We start from the raw sequence: 17,605 nt of genomic DNA on the forward strand, positions 1-17,605 counted from the left end.
CCCCTATTTATCAGGTGTGCCCTGCACCGGCGCGTCTGGTACTGGCGGGATAAAGATATGGTCCAGAATATCCCGCATCACGGGCGCAGCCGTTACCCCTTCCCCGCCACCATTCTCCAGAATCAACGCCACAGCCACTTTCGGGTCATCAAACGGCGCAAAAGCGGTATAGAAGATATGGTCACGCAGCCGCACCGGGATCATCTTCGCGTTATAAGTCTGGTTCTGACGCAGGCTGAACACCTGCGACGTCCCGCTTTTCGCGGCGATGCCATAAGGCGCCGTATGGAAATATTTATAACCGGTGCCGTTTGGTGCGTTAGCCATGCCAAACATCGCGTGACGCACCAGCGACCAGTAGGGTGAGTGAGGATCGCCAATCTGTGCCTCGTGCTGCTGTGGATGGTAGTTCTCCACCAGCGTGCCGCGCTGGGTTTTCTCCAGCAGATGCGGTGCGATGACCCGACCGTTATTGATCAGCGCGACCATCGCTTTCACCATCTGAATCGGTGTCGCAATCCAGTAGCCCTGACCAATGCCAACTGAAACCGTATCGCCCTGATACCAGGCCTTTTTGTGCACCTTCAGTTTCCATTCACGGCCTGGCAGCAAACCGTTGTACTCCTCATTGAGGTCGATGCCGGTCGATTTACCATAGCCAAACTGGCTGAGCATGGTGTGAATCCGGTCAATGCCCATCATGAAAGCCACCTGATAAAAGAAGGTGTCGGCCGACTCTTCTATCGCGCGAGTGACATCCAGCATGCCGTGCCCGGTTTTCTTCCAGTCGCGATAGCGCCGGTCCGTCCCCGGCAGCGTCCAGGTCGGCGCACCAAAGAACTGCGACTGTGGCGTAATCACATGAGTCAGCAGCGCCGACATCGCCATATAAGGCTTCACCGTCGAGGCGGGCGGATAGAGTCCCTGCGTGACGCGGTTGATCAGCGGCAGGTCTTTATCCTGCAGCAGCTTTTTGTAAGCCTGATAGCTGATGCCTTTCACAAACGGATTCGGGTCGTAGCTGGGACTGGAGACCATCGCCAGCACGGAGCCGTCGTGCGGATCCTCAATCAGCAGCGCCGCACGCTGCCCTGCCAGCAGGCTCTCCACATACTGTTGCAGATGCAGATCCAGCGTCAGCGTCAGGTTTTTACCCGCGACCGGCGGCACCTCTTTCAGCACTCGCACAATGCGGCCATGGTTATCCACTTCTACTTCCCGATAGCCCGGCTTGCCATGCAGCTGCGCTTCGTAATAGCCCTCAATCCCCTGCTTGCCGATGTTGTGGTCAGCCGCATAGTTTTCGGCGATACCTTCCGCATTCAGTCGTTTGTAGTCGTTATCGTTGATTTTCGAGACATAACCGATCACATGGGCCAGATCGGCTCCATAGGGATATTCACGATCCTGGTAGGTCTCAATGCTGGCACCGGTAAAGCGGAACTGATTGACCGCAAAGCGGGCGACCTGCTCTTCGGTCAGCTCCTCTTTCAGCACGACCGGCTTGTAACGGCTGGTCTGCTTCAGCGCACGGCGGAAAGTGTCAATCTCATCGGGTGTCAGATTTACGATCGGCGTCAGCGCCCGCAGCGTGGCGTCCATATCGTCGATTTTATAAGGCGTTAGCGTGATGGCATACCAGCTGACGTTGCGCACCAGTGGAATACCGTTGCGGTCATAAATCAGCCCGCGCGTCGGGGCAATGGGGATCATCTTGATGTCGTTCTGGTTGGAGCGCGTCTGGTAGTAGGCATGGTCGCGCACCTGTAAGCGGAAAAGGTTTACGCCAAGAAGGGTGAAACAGAGACAGACCAGGGCAAAGGCGATTGCGGCGCGACGGGCAAACAGCTTCTCTTCAGCGTCGAAGTTACGAAAGTTCATCAGGGGACATTATCAGGCGATTAATTATTATCTGTTGTTGCGCACCATGATAAAGCGCGATCGCAGGCGTGCCAGCGCGAAGATGCACAAGCCTCAGCAAAAGTGTGTCATTTGATGTGAATGTTACCGGGAAAGCGAGGCGGGAACTCAGATCCTCCGGTCAGGGAGGATCTGAACAGGCGATTGGCCAGCGGGCGGGAATCGTCACCCGCCGCGTGCATTAATCACCCAGCAGGACAGACTCCAGCGCAATTTTGATCATGTCGTTGAAGGTTGTCTGACGCTCAGCAGCCGTCGTCTGCTCGTGCGTACGGATATGGTCTGATACGGTACAGATGGTCAGCGCTTTTGCACCGAACTCAGCGGCCACACCGTAGATACCTGCAGCTTCCATCTCAACGCCGAGGATGCCATATTTTTCCATTACGTCGAACATCTGCGGATCCGGCGTGTAGAAGAGATCGGCAGAGAAGATGTTACCCACGCGCGCTTCAACACCCAGGTTTTTCGCCGCATCAACCGCGTTACGCACCATGTCGAAGTCAGCAATCGCCGCGAAGTCGTGATCTTTGAAACGCATACGGTTCACTTTGGAATCGGTGCAGGCACCCATACCAATCACGATATCACGCAGTTTTACGTCGGCACGTACGGCACCACAGGAGCCCACACGGATGATTTTTTTCACGCCGAAGTCCGTAATCAGCTCTTTGGTGTAGATGGAGCAGGAAGGGATACCCATTCCGTGACCCATCACAGAGACTTTACGGCCTTTGTAAGTACCGGTGTAGCCCAGCATGCCGCGCACGTTATTCACTTCAACCGCGTTTTCCAGAAAGGTTTCTGCGATGTGTTTTGCGCGCAGCGGATCGCCAGGCATCAGTACAACGTCTGCAAAATCGCCCATTTCAGCATTAATATGTGGAGTTGCCATTGTTTAATCCTTATTAAATTGCTGATTTACAGCATGTTCTTGCCATAGTCCATCTCGGACAGGCCAAAATAGTGTGCAATTGTCTGACCAATATCGGCAAACGTTTCGCGGTATCCGAGTGAACCCGGCTCCACTTTTGGTCCGTAGATCAGAATCGGAATGTGCTCACGCGTGTGCTCCGTGCCTTCCCAGGTCGGATCACAGCCGTGGTCAGCGGTCAGAATCAGGATGTCATCTTCTCCGACCAACTCCATCAGCTCAGGCAGACGACGGTCAAACAGCTCCAGCCCACCCGCATAACCGGCGACATCACGGCGATGTCCCCAGGTGGAGTCGAAATCAACGAAGTTGGTAAAAACAATCGCCTGATCCGGCGCAGTTTTCATCTCCTGAATCGTCGCGTCAAACAGCGCATCCAGACCGGTCGCTTTGACCTTTTTGGTAATGCCCTGCTCAGCATAGATATCGGCGATTTTACCCACGGAGATCACGTGACCGCCCTTCTCATCCACCAGCTTTTTCAGCATGGTGGCGGATGGCGGCTCGACTGCCAGATCGTGACGATTGCCGGTGCGCTCGAACTGACCCGCTTTGTCACCCACAAACGGACGGGCAATAACCCGGCCAATGTTGTAGCCACCTTCAGTCAGCTCTTCACGGGCGATTTCGCACAGCGCATAGAGTCGATCCAGACCAAAGGTCTCTTCGTGACAGGCGATCTGGAACACGGAGTCCGCAGAGGTATAGAAAATCGGCTTGCCGGTTTTCATATGCTCTTCGCCCAGTTGGTCAAGGATCACCGTACCTGAAGAGTGGCAGTTACCGAGATAACCCGGCAGGTCGGCGCGCGCTACCAGCTTGTCCAGCAGTTCCTGCGGGAAGCTGTTCTCTTTGTCGCTGAAGTAGCCCCAGTCAAACAGCACCGGCACACCGGCGATCTCCCAGTGGCCTGACGGCGTATCTTTACCTGACGAAAGCTCACTGGCGTAAGCGTACGCGCCGGTGATTTTTGCCTCAGGATCCAGACCCGCCGGGAAGCGGCCGGTCGACAGCTCGGCGGCTTTACCCAGCCCCAGCGCGGTGAGATTAGGCAGATGCAATGGACCTTTACGTCCCTTGTCTGCTTCACCGTTAAAACAGGCTTCGGCGATATGACCCAGGGTATCTGAACCTGCGTCGCCGAATTTATCGGCATCTTTACTGGAGCCAATTCCAAAGGAATCGAGAACCATAATAAAAGCACGTTTCATGCAAGTCTCCTGCGCATTGGCGCGTGACAAGTCAAAAAAAAGCGATCAGATCAGTATACCCGAATGCATCGTGGCTGGCACCGGTTACTGGTCAGTTAGCTGAGATCGCTCACACGGCGATAGACAACCGGCGTCTCAGCCGGGGCGGAATCCCCGAGCACCAGCGCAGCTTTAACCGCTGCGGCGGCCTGCTGCCATTTGTCTTCGCTGCTGGCGTGAATGACCGCCAGCGGACGTTGTGCATCGGCACGTTCGCCCAGGGTGATCATTTCGCTGAAGCCAACGCTGTAATCGATGCTGTCGCTGGCGCGCTGACGTCCGCCGCCCATCGCCACCACCGCCAGACCCAGCGCACGGGTATCCATGCTGCTGACGATGCCTGGCTGGTCGGCATAGACCGGTTTGCTCAGCATTGGCGCGGGCAGATAAGCGTCGTAGCGTTCAACGAAATCGGCAGGTCCCTGCTGGGCAGCGACCATGCGACCAAACACCTCGGCTGCTTTGCCGTTATCCAGCACTGTCATCAGTTTCTGACGCGCGTCGGTGTCGCTGGCGGCGAGTTTGCCGGAGATCAGCATTTCGCTACAGAGCGCCAGCGTCACGTCCAACAGGCGCGGATTCCGCTGTTCACCGGTCAGGAAGCGGACCGCTTCGCGCACTTCCAGCGCGTTACCGGCTGACGAGGCAAGTACCTGATTCATATCCGTCAGCAGTGCAGTGGTCTGGCAGCCTGCGCCATTGGCGACGCCAACAATCGACTGCGCCAGACTTTCTGATGCTTCATAGGTTGGCATAAATGCGCCGGAACCCACTTTGACATCCATCACCAGTGCATCCAGCCCTTCTGCCAGCTTCTTGGCCAGAATCGAGGCGGTGATTAGCGGAATAGAATCGACGGTGGCGGTGATGTCACGCGTGGCGTAGAAACGCTTATCTGCCGGCGCCAGCGAGCTGGTCTGGCCGATAATCGCCACACCGACCTGCTTGATGATGTCGCGGAAACGGTCATCACTGGGGAAAATATCGAAGCCCGGAATCGCTTCCAGTTTATCCAGCGTACCGCCGGTATGACCCAGGCCACGACCGGAGATCATCGGCACATATCCGCCACAGGCGGCGACCATCGGCCCTAACATCAGCGATGTCACATCACCAACGCCGCCGGTCGAGTGCTTATCCACCACCGGCCCGTTGAGGTTGAGTGATTTCCAGTTAAGTACCGTACCGGAATCACGCATCGCCATCGTCAGCGCAACCCGCTCCGGCAGCGTCATATCATGGAACCAGATGGTCATTGCCAGCGCGGCAATCTGACCTTCCGAGACGGTGTTATCACGCACGCCGTTAATGAAGAAGCGAATCTCCTCTTCAGTCAGCGCCTGGCCGTCACGTTTCTTTCGAATAATTTCTTGTGGCAGGAACAAAGTAGCCCCCTGGTTCAGGGAAATCAGGATGGAGAACAGGCGGTCAGCGACCGCCTGAGGGATCAGTAACCCGCTTTGCTGGTGTCGCTGTCATGACCCAGGGTGTTGAGCAGGCTCGCCAGCAGGCTTGATGCACCAAAGCGGAAATGGCGCGCATCAGCCCAGTCAGCACCCAGCGTCTCTTCTGCCATCTGCAGATAGATCGCGGCATCTTCAGCGGTGCGCACGCCGCCCGCCGGTTTAAAACCAACCTGCTGGCTGACGCCTTTGTCACGGATCACATTCATCATGATCTGCGCCACTTCCGGCGTGGCGTTAACCGGTACTTTACCGGTGGAGGTTTTAATGAAGTCAGCACCTGCATCGATGGCAATCTCAGAAGCCTGACGGATCAGCGCTTCTTCCTTCAGCTCACCGGTTTCGATGATGACTTTCAGCAGCACGTCCGCTTCAGCGCAGGCGGTTTTACAGGCTTTTACCAGATCGAAACCAACCTGGCTGTTACCGGCGATCAGCGCGCGGTACGGGAACACCACATCCACTTCATCCGCACCGTAGGCGATGGCGGCACGGGTTTCTGCCAGTGCAATATCGATGTCGTCATTGCCGTGCGGGAAGTTGGTCACCGTGGCGATGCGGATCTCCGGCGTACCCTGCTCGCGCAGCGTTTTACGCGCAATCGGAATAAAGCGCGGATAGATACAGATGGCGGCGGTGTTGCCTGCCGGGGATTTAGCCTGATGACAGAGAGCGATCACTTTTGCGTCGGTGTCGTCGTCATTCAGGGTGGTTAAATCCATCAGTTTCAGGGCGCGCAGGGCAAGAGGTTTAATATCGGTCATGAGGCTCTCCAAAGGATCGGGGTGCAACCCACCGGCTTGCCGGCGGAATGTTATAATAATAACACTCAGAAGCGGCCTGATATGTGCCAGTAGTCACATAGGGATAAGAAATTGGTGCAATTGCATCACAATCATTGTGACTTAAATCGCAGATAACAGCGTTTGATGGCCATTATACGCTAGCCGGCCCAATGTTACTATTATCACATTTAAGCGCTGATGAGGCAGATCCGGTCAGTTACGCAGCGCCGGGAAAGCAGGATCGAGCCGGAACAGCTGCTGACTGTTGTGCCACAGCGCATCGGCAATCTCTTCGGGTGACTCTTCTCGCAGGCTGCAGAGTACTTCCCACACCTGACGCGCCCGTTCCGGGCGGTTTGGCTGGCCCTGAAAGCCCTGCAGTGGCATATCGGGTGCATCGGTTTCCAGCAGCAGCGAAGAGAGCGGCAGCTGTGCTACGGTCTGACGGGTTTTGCTGGCGCGTTCATAGGTAATGGTCCCGCCAATGCCAATCGCATAACCCAGCTTAATAAAGGCCTGCGCCTGCTGCAGGCTGCCTGCAAAACCGTGCACCACACCACGGCGCGGCAGATCGAGACGACGCAGAATCTGCGCCAGCTTGTCATGGGTGCGCCGCGAATGCAGGATTACCGGCAGCTGATACTGTTTCGCCAGCTTCAGCTGTGCTTCAAGAAAGCGTTGCTGCTTATCAAACTGCGGATTGTCGCGATAGAGATCCAGCCCGATCTCGCCGATCGCCACCAGCTTACGTGGCCGCTGTTGCAGTAAGGTTTCCAGCTGCTCAAGATGCGCCTCAAGGTGATTTTCAATGACGATAGGGTGGAGGCCCAGCGCCGCGTAAAGCGGCGGGTGTTCAGCAGCCAGTGCGCAGACGCGCTCAAACCGGCTGGCATCAATTGCCGGGATGATAATCTTCTCCACGCCCGCTTCCGCGGCGCGCGCCAGGCTGGCGGCAACATCCCCTTCGAAAGGCGGAAAGTCGAAATGACAGTGCGTATCGATAAACGTCATGCCAGCGATCCTTTGTCGTAATCCGCATCATTGTCCGCCAGCGGCGGCGTGATAATCAATCGGGTATCCGGTGCATTGGCGACCGGCGCAGGCGGGGTGACGATGCGCGCTGACATCATCGGTTCAGCATCGCTCAGCCACTGGCCTAGCGTGGCGAGGAAATAGCGACCACAGCGCCGTCCCAGATGATAATCCTGATTCAGCGCGGCTACCCGGCTGCCCAGGGCACTGCTGGCCAGCACGTGCGGCGGAAAAATTTCGATAATGCGCAAATCGTCGGGAGGATTCTCAATAAACTGCTGAATTTCCCGATAGCTCTGCTCATGCTTGTTCAGCACGTTGATCATCGGCTGCAGCGCGCCAGTACTGAGCCAGCGCTCCATGCGTTTAAACCATTTTGGGGTGTAGAACATCTGCGATGGCACTGTGCGGATCACCACAATCGTATCCGCACCGCGACGTGCTGCTTCGCGCACCGGAATCGCATCGCTGATGCCACCATCAAGATAGCTGATCCCTTCCAGATTGACGCCCAGCCGGTAGAAACCGGGAATCGCACTGGAAGCTTTGATCAGATCCAGCCAGTTGTCGGCGGTGGGCGTAAAGTAGCCGGGCGAATAGTCGTCGCTGCGGCAGGCGCACATATAAAACTCGCGACCGCTGGAGAACAGCTGTTCTGCACTGCTCATCGCCAGCGGAAATTCACTGCGGGTGATATCGATCAGCCAGTCGAGGTCGATCAGATTGCCTCCGCGCACAAAACGCAGCGGATCAAAAAAGAGTTTACTGGTGGTATAGCGGGTAATCACGCGACGGGCGTAGCCGGGCTGACCACACACAAAGGCAGAGAGATTTTGTGCACCGGCAGAGGTGCCAAGCATCAGCTGAAAAGGATTGAATCGGGCGCGCTGAAATTCGTCCAGTACCCCTGCGGTGAAAATGCCGCGCTGACCGCCGCCTTCACAGACCAGGGCAATTTTCTGAGCTTTAAAGGGTGTCAGGGCCAGAGGTTCAATGGCGCCGAGTGTGACGGGAATGCGTATACCCACTGTGCGAACCTCAAAAAAGGGTTCCGGGTATGCTGGAGGAGGGATCCGTTAAAGACAGCAGCATTCCGGAGAACCAGTCATCTATTCCTTTAACCGGCAGGCCAGCTGAACTGGCTTGCCATCGCAGCGATGTGAAGGTGTCCCTCTCTTCACGTCAGTCGCTACAGATGACTGGTCTCCGCTCTATGCTTTGCGTTGCATTACGCTGCAGGACTCATCGGCTAAAGCTTTTTACGGCCGGTAAACAGGCTGATGAGGAACAGGATAATACCAACGACGAAGACAACTTTAGCTGCCCATGCTGCTGTGCCCGCTAAACCGCCAAAACCTAACGCTGCAGCGATCAGTGCGATCACCAGAAAAATAATGCCCCAACGAAACATAAGCCTCTCCTTACCCTATTTAAAATCGAACTGCTTATTTAATCCCCGGATGGGTATCTTTTATCCATGCGGTCACCAGAGTGACCGCACGCAAGCTTAAGATTTAACCGTCAGGTCATTCTTAACGCTTTTCACGCCTTCAATGGCTTTCGCGATGCTTTCTGCACGATCTGACTGTGCCTGAGTAGCAACATGCCCTGAAAGCTGAACAACACCGTCGGTGGTCTCAACTTTTACGTTGCGCGACGGAACAATGTCGTCTGCTAATAGCTTAGCTTTAATTTCGCTGGTCGTAGCGGCATCACCGGCATAACCTTTCACTGAAGAGGTTTTGCTGTCTCTGACGTGTAGTTTGTCGCTGACGGATTTAACACCTTCGATTTTCTGCACCACTGCCACAGCCTTTTCAGCCTGATCCTGTGAGGTGACGAAACCGCTTAAGGTCACGACGCCGCTATGCGTTTTTACCGAGATATCCGTGCTTTTAATTGCGTCGTCATCCACCAGTGCCGCTTTGGCTTTAGCGGTGATGCCGCTGTCATCCATATAACCATCGACTTTTTTCATAGAACTATCGATTTTCGAACCCGCGCTGTCGGCTGTCTGTGACGCTTTCTGCGACATAGATTCGTCAGCCAGTGCGCTGCCGCTGATCAGTGCTGAGCCAATCATTGCGGCCATCAGGGTTTTAGCAATCTTAGTCTTGTTCATCGATATCTTCCTTCTATCAGTTAACTCACCCAAAACTGTGGGCGAAACAGAGGCACATATGCCGCTGCGTTACAGGACGTAAGGACAAGAGAAGTCTCTTCCGCCGTCCGATAGAATAATCATAGACGGCATTTTGCGATTTGCCTGGCTAACTGGTTGATCACACGTCAAAACAGAAGAAAAAAGGTTTTTTTAGGAGGAGTCTGGAGCGAGGAAATCAGGGCCATTCCCTGCTGGAATGGCCCGGAAACAGGCGATTAGTGCTCGCGTGTTTTACGGAAACGGACGTCAGGGTAACGTTCCTGGGTAATATTAAGATTCACCATGGTTGGCGCGATATAAGTCAAATTATCACCGCCATCGAGCGCCAGGTTAACTTCGTTTTTACGCTGGAAGTCCTCAAACTTTTTAGCATCGTCACATTCAACCCAGCGCGCCGTTGAGACGTTAATCGCTTCGTAGATCGCTTCGACGTTATATTCGCTTTTCAGACGTGCCACCACCACATCGAACTGCAGTACCCCGACCGCGCCCACGATCAGATCGTTGTTATGCACCGGACGGAACACCTGCACTGCACCCTCTTCCGACAGCTGAACCAGCCCTTTCAGCAGCTGTTTCTGCTTCAGCGGATCGCGCAGACGAATACGACGGAACAGCTCTGGCGCGAAGTTCGGAATACCGGTGAACTTCATGTTTTCACCCTGCGTAAAGGTGTCGCCAATCTGTATGGTGCCGTGGTTATGCAGACCGATGATATCGCCAGGATAAGCTTCTTCAACGTGTGAACGGTCGCCCGCCATAAAGGTCAGGGCATCGGAAATCACCACATCTTTGCCAGTACGTACCTGACGCAGCTTCATCCCTTTTTCATATTTACCGGAGACCACACGCATAAAGGCCACACGGTCGCGATGTTTCGGGTCCATGTTGGCCTGGATCTTAAACACGAAGCCGGTGAACTTCTCTTCTTTCGCTTCTACCGTGCGGGTGTCTGTATCGCGTGGCATCGGACGTGGCGCCCATGCCACCAGGCCATCCAGCATATGGTCTACGCCAAAGTTACCCAGCGCGGTGCCGAAGAAGACCGGCGACAGTTGGCCGTTCAGGAAGGCTTCCTGCTCAAACTCGTGCGATGCACCCTGCACCAGCTCCAGCTCTTCACGCAACTGTGCCGCCAGATCGTCACCGACTGCGGTGTCGAGGTCCGGATTGTTCAGCCCCTTCACGACGCGGACATCCTGAATGGTGTGGCCTTTACCGGTCTGGTAGAGATAGGTCTCATCTTTGTAGAGGTGATAAACCCCTTTGAACAGCTTGCCGCAGCCGATTGGCCAGGTGATCGGTGCGCAGGCAATTTTCAGCTCGCTTTCCACCTCATCCAGCACTTCCATCGGATCACGGATGTCACGGTCAAGTTTGTTCATAAAAGTCAGGATCGGCGTATCGCGCAGGCGGGTAACTTCCATCAGCTTGCGGGTACGATCCTCAACGCCTTTCGCGGCATCGATCACCATCAGACAGCAGTCAACGGCGGTCAGCGTACGGTAGGTATCTTCCGAGAAATCTTCGTGACCTGGGGTATCCAGCAGGTTTACCAGGCTATCGCGGTAAGGAAACTGCATCACCGAGGTGGTAATAGAGATACCACGCTGTTTCTCCATCTCCATCCAGTCCGACTTGGCGTGCTGGTTAGAGCCACGGCCTTTTACGGTACCGGCGGTCTGGATAGCCTGTCCGAACAGCAACACTTTTTCGGTAATGGTGGTTTTACCGGCATCCGGGTGCGAAATGATCGCGAAGGTGCGGCGGCGTGCCACCTCTTCTAAAAAGGGATTAGACATGGAATTCTTCTCAATAGGCAGCGCAACATACTGGCGCTGCTGATAAATCACGGTGGCCGGCAGAACCTTACCGGCGGGTAAACGGTGCCAAAAACGATCTTTCATCGTTGGCGGGTCAGCGCGAAGTTACATTGGCGTGAAGTCCGGTTACCTGGTCAGCTTTAAGGCGGCATAGCATACAATATTTTGCGCGCGCGGCCTACAGGGAAGGGGCAGGATTTCAGGAGCGGAGAATCGGAGAATAGCGGAGGCGGCAACAGCGTCGGGCGGGTCTGCACCCGCCCCCACTCTGTTATCCCAGTACTTTTCTGACGCAGGCTTTGAAGATCTGCACACCAATCTCCAGCGAGCTGAGATCAAAACGCATATCGGGATGATGCAGCCCTGGCGTCAGGTTGGTGCCCAGCCCCCAGAAGCCCGCCTTCACACCCGGACGCTTCACGGGATAGTAGAAAAAGTCCTCGCTGCCTGGCGTGGTGCGGGTCGGCAGTGCGCCCTCTTCACCCAGCACTTCAACGATGGCCGCGCGGATCACCGCCGTCGCGTCATCATCAATCTCGGCAGCCGGCATCTCTTTCAGCACGCGAACCTCGGCGGTGGCTCCCAGTGCCGCGACGCTGTGAGTAATGGCGCGCGTGACCTGCTCTTTCAGCTGCGTCATCGGCCCGTTCTCCTGCGAACGCAGATCCCACACCACGCGGGCTTCATCCGGTACCGAGTTGGTGACACCCGCATCGCACAGGAAGCGGGTCGCTTTGACGCTCCATGTCAGGCCCGGGGACAGATGGAGGGCATTGACGGCCTGAACCGCCTGCGCGGCCGCATCCAGCGCATTGATGCCAAGATGCGGTCGCGCCGCATGGGCGGGCTGGCCTTTGATGGTCGCTTCCAGCGTGCTGCAGGCGGAGTAGAGCACGGCAGGCACTGCCTGGCCGACCACGCACTCCTCCAGCGGACGCAGATGGAAGCCCAGAATCATCTCCACATCATCCAGTGCGCCGCCTTCGATCATTGAGAGCGCACCGGCGCCCAGCTCCTCGGCGGGCTGGAACAGGATCTTCAGCCGGCCACGTTTCACCACGCCCTCCTGCAGCAGAGCCGTCGCCGTCGTCAGCACGACCGAAGAGTGACCGTCGTGACCGCAGGTGTGGCGCGCACACGGCACGCCATCAATGATGTGCCCCAGCGCATCCATATCCGCGCGCAGCGCCAGCACCGGCCCCGGCACCCCGCTGTCGATCTCCGCCACGATGCCGGTGGTGTTATTGATGTTGCGCGTTACCTTCAGGCCCGCTTTCTCCAGCTGATCGGCGATGTAGGCCGAGGTCTTTATCTCCTGAAAGCCCAGCTCCGGAATTTCGTGCAGATAGTGATAATGCTCTAATACCTTAGACACAGCGTTACTCCTGAATAAACAGACGCATAACAGACATCGCGATCAGCGCGTTGATGATGCTCACCAGCATCAGCAGCGGCCAGTATTTTTTGGGCACATCGGCCACACCCAGCAGCCGCCCCATATATTGCAGTTGCGATCCCATCAGGAAAATCGCCGGTGCCAGAATAGTAATATCCGCGCCGGTCAGCAGCCCTTTGGTCAGCAGGCTTACCGCAACGCCAGTGCCCGCCGACGATGAAAGCCAGGCGGTAAGCAGCACGGTAATCGCCTCGCCCGGCAGGCCGAACAGCCCCATCACCGGCGCAAAGGCATGTCCAAGGAACTGCATAATACCGAGCAGGTTCAGCACTTCCGCCAGCACATAGGCCATCACCACATTCGGCATCAGGTTGTGAATGGCGATGTGAAAGCCTTTGCGTGCGCCAGTCACAAACACATCGAACGGATTACTGCAGGTCGCAATTTTATTTTCCATCGGCAAAATCCTTCTTATAAACACTGTTTAACACAGCGCGCGTTATTGCCGCACCGATAAATTTCAGCACGAACATTAATAACAGCGGAATAATAATCGGCAGCGTCATAGAGGCGAACAGCGCTGAACCGATGGCGAAGTAATTATTGATTAATCCCGCACCGGAATATTGCCAGGCACTCATCACCACCAGCTCTTTTTTACCAATCAGTTTCTGATCAGCCATCTCTTTTGTTAATGCCGCGCCCGCGTCGGTGCTTTGCAGGTCAGTGATTAACGCCAGACCGCAACGGCCCGGCAGGCCCATCAGCGGCTTAAGCAGCGGTGTCAGCAAGCGATGTGCCGCGCGAATCGCACCATAGTGGGTAAAGATTTCGAGCACGCCCAGCGCCAGCATTACCGTGGGCGTCAGCGACAGGGCAAACAGGAAGCCCGCTTTAGCACTGAGTCCGCCTGCGCCGACAAAGGTGTTGCTGGCGGGATCTTTCATGGTGCCGAAGCTGCCGCCCAGCGTAGTGAAGTCAAACGCCCCCAGCCATTTAAGGCCCTCGACGTTATAAAACAGCCCTGAGAAAAACAGAATGGCAAAAATTAATGCGATATAACTGCCTCTGGTCGCCGTCATTTTTACCGGATTAACCACACTCTCATCTGACATTACTTTCTCCTGATAACATGGTCTGCCGCCTGTTCCCTGCCGTAGCAAGTTTCAATATATGGAACTCAGTTCTAAGCAGGATTTATGCCAGAGCCGCTAAGAGAGAGATTGTTAACACCTTATTTCCACACGCAGGACATTTAATCCACGCTATACCTCTTATCACGCTCTGAAATTTATTTTTCAGACCACCCGGTGATATTTTCGGGACGGCATCAGATTGCGAATATTTCGTCTGTTACAGCGACTTATTGCACCAGCAAAATAACCATCGCCCGCACTATCATGGTGCTGATTCGCCTGACGTTGTTGCCTGATAGCCGTGATACAGAATGAGAATTGCTCGCATTCAATTTCCGAAATAATTCTATTTAAATCAATCAGATAAATTAGCTTATTTTGCGGAAAAGGCTTCACTTTACTAACATGTATGATGCATAATTCACCGCTTCCACCTGTTTATTTAACATCTTCTTAAAAGGACTCGGCCATGCTGACTGCTGAAATGACTGGGCGTTTAAACGACCAGCTGAACCTGGAATTCTTCTCTGCCAATCTTTATCTGCAAATGAGCGCCTGGTGCAGCGACAAAGGCTTTGAGGGTGCCGCTTCCTTCCTGAAGATGCATTCACGCGAAGAGATGCAGCATATGCAGCGTCTGTTTGATTACCTGAGCGATACCGGCGCGATGCCGGTGCTGGGCACTATCGCTGCGCCACCGGTTTCTTTCACCTCGCTGAATGAAATCCTGCAGCAGGCGCTGGAGCATGAGCAGCTGATCACCAGCAAAATCAATGAGCTGGCTCACGCTGCTATGACGTCACAGGATTACTCTACCTTTAACTTCCTGCAGTGGTATGTTGCCGAGCAGCACGAAGAAGAGAAGCTGTTCAAAACCGTGCTGGATAAACTGGCGCTGGTCAGCAACAGCGGCAACGGTCTGTTCCTGGTCGATAAAGATCTGGGCCGCATGAGCACCGAAAACCACGCAGAATAATATTTTTCGGGCCGCTCAACCGATTAAGACCACTGACAATTCCCTAATCAGTTATCTGGAAGCAATGATAAAGCCAGGATAGCAGGAAATATGGTCAGAGGAGGAAAGCGTCCCGCGCCAGGGACAAAAACGCCCGTAGCCGGAACAACGCAACGCGTTGGTCCGGCTACGGGCGCACCTCAGGGATGAGGTGCGTCATCACGCGGGTAGAGCGCCCGGGGACTGGCTTGAGCGTCTTTCCGATCTGACCGTATTTCCTGTGCAGGCACGGTTTGGCAGCGGACCCGCTTTTGCCAGCTTCCTCGTCGGCCCCTTTCCGGGGCCGAACTTATTTCCGTCTAACGGCCATCACGCCACCGCTATTCCAGCCGGTAACTCGCCGCTTTCTCGCCGTTCACCCACAGCTCACGACGTTCACCCGCAGGCAGTAACAGCGCGATCTCCCGCCAGGCAGGCTGATAGTCGCCGCGTTTTTCCACCGTCAGGTCGATTCGGCTCGCGCTGCTGCACAACGTCCAGCTCAGCCACAACGCATTGCCCTGCTGCCAGCCATGGCTCTCACCATCATCGTCAAACATTTCGCCCTGAGTGGTTACACCTTCCGGTGCGGGCCATAACTGCCACTGCCGCACCCTGTCGCGTCGCGCATCGGTGGTGCTTTCGCATTCGCCCAGCGGGATGATCGCACCGGCTCGCACCAGCAAGGGCAGCCGATCCAGCGGCGCATCCAGCGTAACCGTTTCGCCGCCCGCAAACGCCTTGCCGCTGTGCCAGTCATACCAGCCGCCCTGGTTGCGTGGCAGATAGACTTCACGGCTGCGCGCGCCCTGCTCCACGACGCTGGCGACCAGCAGATCGCGTCCCAGCATGAAGTCATCACACGCCTGATACGTCTGTGGATCCTGCTCATGATCGAGGAAGGTCGGACGCAGCATCGGCTCATCTTCCGCGCTGGCCTGCCACGCGAGGTTATAGAGGTAAGGCATCAGACGATAGCGCAGGCGGATCGCTTCGCGGATCATTGGCGTGACCTCCGGGTACATCCACGGCTCGTTCACGGTGTGATCGTCATTCCACGAATGGATAGTAAAGCGCGGATGCATTACGCCATTCTGAACCCAGCGCACAAATAGTTCGGCATCCGGCTTATCACCCGAGAAGCCACCGACATCGTGTCCGACATTAAACAGCCCGGACAGGCTCATCCCCAGCCCCATGCGGATGTTGTAACGCAGAGTCTGCCAGCTGGTGCGGTTATCGCCGCTCCAGGTCTGCACATAACGCTGCATCCCGGCGCAGCCGGAGCGGGAGATCAGATAAGGACGTTTGTCTGGCGCAAACTGCTGCTGCGCTTCCATCGAGGCGCGCATCATCAGCAGCGGCATCACCGGGCGGATATGCTTGATGGCGATCGGCTGACCAAAACCGTGACAGCGCGCTTCGCCATCCCACACCTCATATTCGTTGTTATCGTTCCAGGTTGAATCAATGCCCTTCTCCAGCAGCTGCTGCGTGACATTTTCCTGCCACCAGCGCACCGCCTGCGGATGGGTGAAATCAAGGTGCGATCCCTCATCATCCCAGAACACCGAACGCTCCGGGCGATCCTGTTCCGAGTCACGAATAAATAGCCCCTGTGACGCCACTTCCTGGTAACGCGGGTGATCCTGCAGCAGACAGGGCTTGATGTTGGCCGCCAGCTTCATTCCGGCACGATGAAAGGCATCACTCAGCGCGTTGGGATTCGGAACTTTGTCGTAGTTCCAGTTGAAGACATAGCGTTTGTTATTGATCGAGGTGTAACCGGAAGAGAGCTGGAACGAGTCGCAGGGAATTTCATGCTCGCGACACAGGCGGATAAAGGATTGCAGCTGCTGCTGTGCGTCCGGCGCGTCGGTGTAGTGCATGGTAGAACCGCTGTAGCCCAGGCTCCACTTTGGCTGAAAAAGCGTGCGACCGGTCAGGCGCACAAAGGCTTTGGTGACATCAAGCAGCGTCGGCCCGAGCATCATGTAGTAATCGAGATCGCCCGCCTCGGCGCGGTAACGGCGATAAGGCAGATGGTAGTTATCCAGCTCATTCCCCAGATCGAGCCAGCTGCTGCTGAGGTTGTCATAAAACAGGCCAAAGCTGACGCCATCGCGCTGCGTCAGGGTTAACGGAATATGTTTATAGAGCGGATCGGTGCTGGCGGCGTTATAGCCCATCGCATCGAGATTACGCATCTCAAACCGCCGGTTAACGCGGTTCAGGTCGCCACTCTTCTCGCCCAGACCATACACCCGATCCTGCGGCTGACGACGCTGATAGTGCTCGACGCCGTCGCCGTGCGCATTGAGCAGATAGGCACCGGTATGACGATCGGCGGTCAGCGGCTGCCAGCTGGCACCATCAAACTGCTCCCAGCTCAGGCAGAGCGGCTGATGCACCGTCACCCGCAACTGTGGTGTGCTGATGCGCAGCTGCTGCGCATCGTGATCCACCTGAAATGCGGGCAGCGTAAAGCCATCCAGCGTCTCGCGGTCACGTCCCTGCCAGGGCACATCATGCTCAGGCGCAATGCTCCAGGTGCGGTTCAGCGCCAGATCACCGTCGCGCTTCAGCAGCACACGCATCAGCTTCTCTTCCAGTACATAAAGTCGCAGGAAATGTCGATCGTCGACCTTGAGTTCAACAAAGTGATCGGCCTGCTGATGCAGCGTCCAGTTCTTCAGGGTTTTCATCGC

At 55.8% G+C, this 17,605-nt stretch carries 15 protein-coding genes; 1 reads left to right on the plus strand and 14 read right to left on the minus strand.

Translation table 11 applies throughout. The features are described 5' to 3' along the window. Positions 1–3 precede the first annotated feature (3 nt). The 13 genes from mrdA to AC6I8J_RS15615 form a co-directional block, all read right to left on the minus strand. On the minus strand, positions 4–1,881 hold the full coding sequence (gene mrdA, locus AC6I8J_RS15555) for a penicillin-binding protein 2 (protein ID WP_222924994.1): 1,878 nt from the start codon (positions 1,879–1,881) through the stop codon (positions 4–6). Between the two features lie 220 nt (positions 1,882–2,101). Then, positions 2,102–2,815: a purine-nucleoside phosphorylase gene (gene deoD / locus AC6I8J_RS15560; protein ID WP_090965956.1), complete on the minus strand. Its 714-nt coding sequence runs from the start codon at positions 2,813–2,815 to the stop codon at positions 2,102–2,104. A 26-nt stretch (positions 2,816–2,841) separates the two neighbouring features. Beyond that, a complete protein-coding gene (deoB, locus tag AC6I8J_RS15565; protein ID WP_161732693.1) occupies positions 2,842–4,065 on the minus strand; it encodes a phosphopentomutase in 1,224 nt (407 codons plus the stop codon). A 95-nt stretch (positions 4,066–4,160) separates the two neighbouring features. Then, entirely contained in the window at positions 4,161–5,489 is a 1,329-nt protein-coding gene (gene deoA / locus AC6I8J_RS15570; protein ID WP_161732695.1) for a thymidine phosphorylase, read from the minus strand. Between the two features lie 62 nt (positions 5,490–5,551). Next, positions 5,552–6,331 carry a deoxyribose-phosphate aldolase gene (gene deoC / locus AC6I8J_RS15575; RefSeq protein ID WP_161732697.1) on the minus strand — a complete coding sequence of 260 codons (780 nt, stop codon included), beginning with the start codon at positions 6,329–6,331 and terminating at the stop codon, positions 5,552–5,554. A gap of 234 nt (positions 6,332–6,565) precedes the next feature. Then, positions 6,566–7,363 (minus strand): TatD family hydrolase, encoded by a 798-nt coding sequence (locus AC6I8J_RS15580; protein ID WP_497825548.1) that lies wholly within the window; start codon positions 7,361–7,363, stop codon positions 6,566–6,568. Beyond that, positions 7,360–8,412, minus strand: a complete 1,053-nt coding sequence (locus tag AC6I8J_RS15585) for a patatin-like phospholipase family protein (protein WP_497825549.1) — start codon at positions 8,410–8,412, stop codon at positions 7,360–7,362. The genes AC6I8J_RS15580 and AC6I8J_RS15585 overlap by 4 nt, the downstream gene beginning before the upstream one ends. A gap of 221 nt (positions 8,413–8,633) precedes the next feature. Beyond that, complete coding sequence (locus AC6I8J_RS15590) at positions 8,634–8,795, minus strand: DUF1328 domain-containing protein (RefSeq protein ID WP_003848537.1); 162 nt, start codon at positions 8,793–8,795, stop codon at positions 8,634–8,636. Between the two features lie 96 nt (positions 8,796–8,891). Continuing rightward, a complete protein-coding gene (osmY, locus tag AC6I8J_RS15595) occupies positions 8,892–9,506 on the minus strand; it encodes a molecular chaperone OsmY (protein WP_497825550.1) in 615 nt (204 codons plus the stop codon). Between the two features lie 257 nt (positions 9,507–9,763). Continuing rightward, positions 9,764–11,350 carry a peptide chain release factor 3 gene (gene prfC, locus AC6I8J_RS15600; RefSeq protein ID WP_222925452.1) on the minus strand — a complete coding sequence of 529 codons (1,587 nt, stop codon included), beginning with the start codon at positions 11,348–11,350 and terminating at the stop codon, positions 9,764–9,766. A 292-nt stretch (positions 11,351–11,642) separates the two neighbouring features. After that, on the minus strand, positions 11,643–12,746 hold the full coding sequence (locus AC6I8J_RS15605) for an amidohydrolase (protein ID WP_161732705.1): 1,104 nt from the start codon (positions 12,744–12,746) through the stop codon (positions 11,643–11,645). A 4-nt stretch (positions 12,747–12,750) separates the two neighbouring features. After that, complete coding sequence (locus tag AC6I8J_RS15610) at positions 12,751–13,224, minus strand: YjiG family protein (protein ID WP_161732707.1); 474 nt, start codon at positions 13,222–13,224, stop codon at positions 12,751–12,753. Beyond that, positions 13,214–13,882 carry a nucleoside recognition domain-containing protein gene (locus AC6I8J_RS15615; protein WP_161732709.1) on the minus strand — a complete coding sequence of 223 codons (669 nt, stop codon included), beginning with the start codon at positions 13,880–13,882 and terminating at the stop codon, positions 13,214–13,216. Before AC6I8J_RS15615 ends, AC6I8J_RS15610 begins: the two co-directional genes overlap by 11 nt. A 490-nt stretch (positions 13,883–14,372) precedes the next feature. Between AC6I8J_RS15615 and ftnA the strand changes: the two genes are divergently transcribed. Continuing rightward, a complete protein-coding gene (ftnA, locus tag AC6I8J_RS15620; RefSeq protein ID WP_033733871.1) occupies positions 14,373–14,879 on the plus strand; it encodes a non-heme ferritin in 507 nt (168 codons plus the stop codon). A 359-nt stretch (positions 14,880–15,238) separates the two neighbouring features. Here ftnA and AC6I8J_RS15625 read toward each other — a convergent pair whose 3' ends face one another. Further along, positions 15,239–17,602 (minus strand): glycoside hydrolase family 31 protein, encoded by a 2,364-nt coding sequence (locus AC6I8J_RS15625; protein WP_497825551.1) that lies wholly within the window; start codon positions 17,600–17,602, stop codon positions 15,239–15,241. Between the last annotated feature and the right edge of the window lie 3 nt (positions 17,603–17,605).

This window comes from Pantoea sp. X-Soil-ISGK-355, assembly GCF_059730805.1.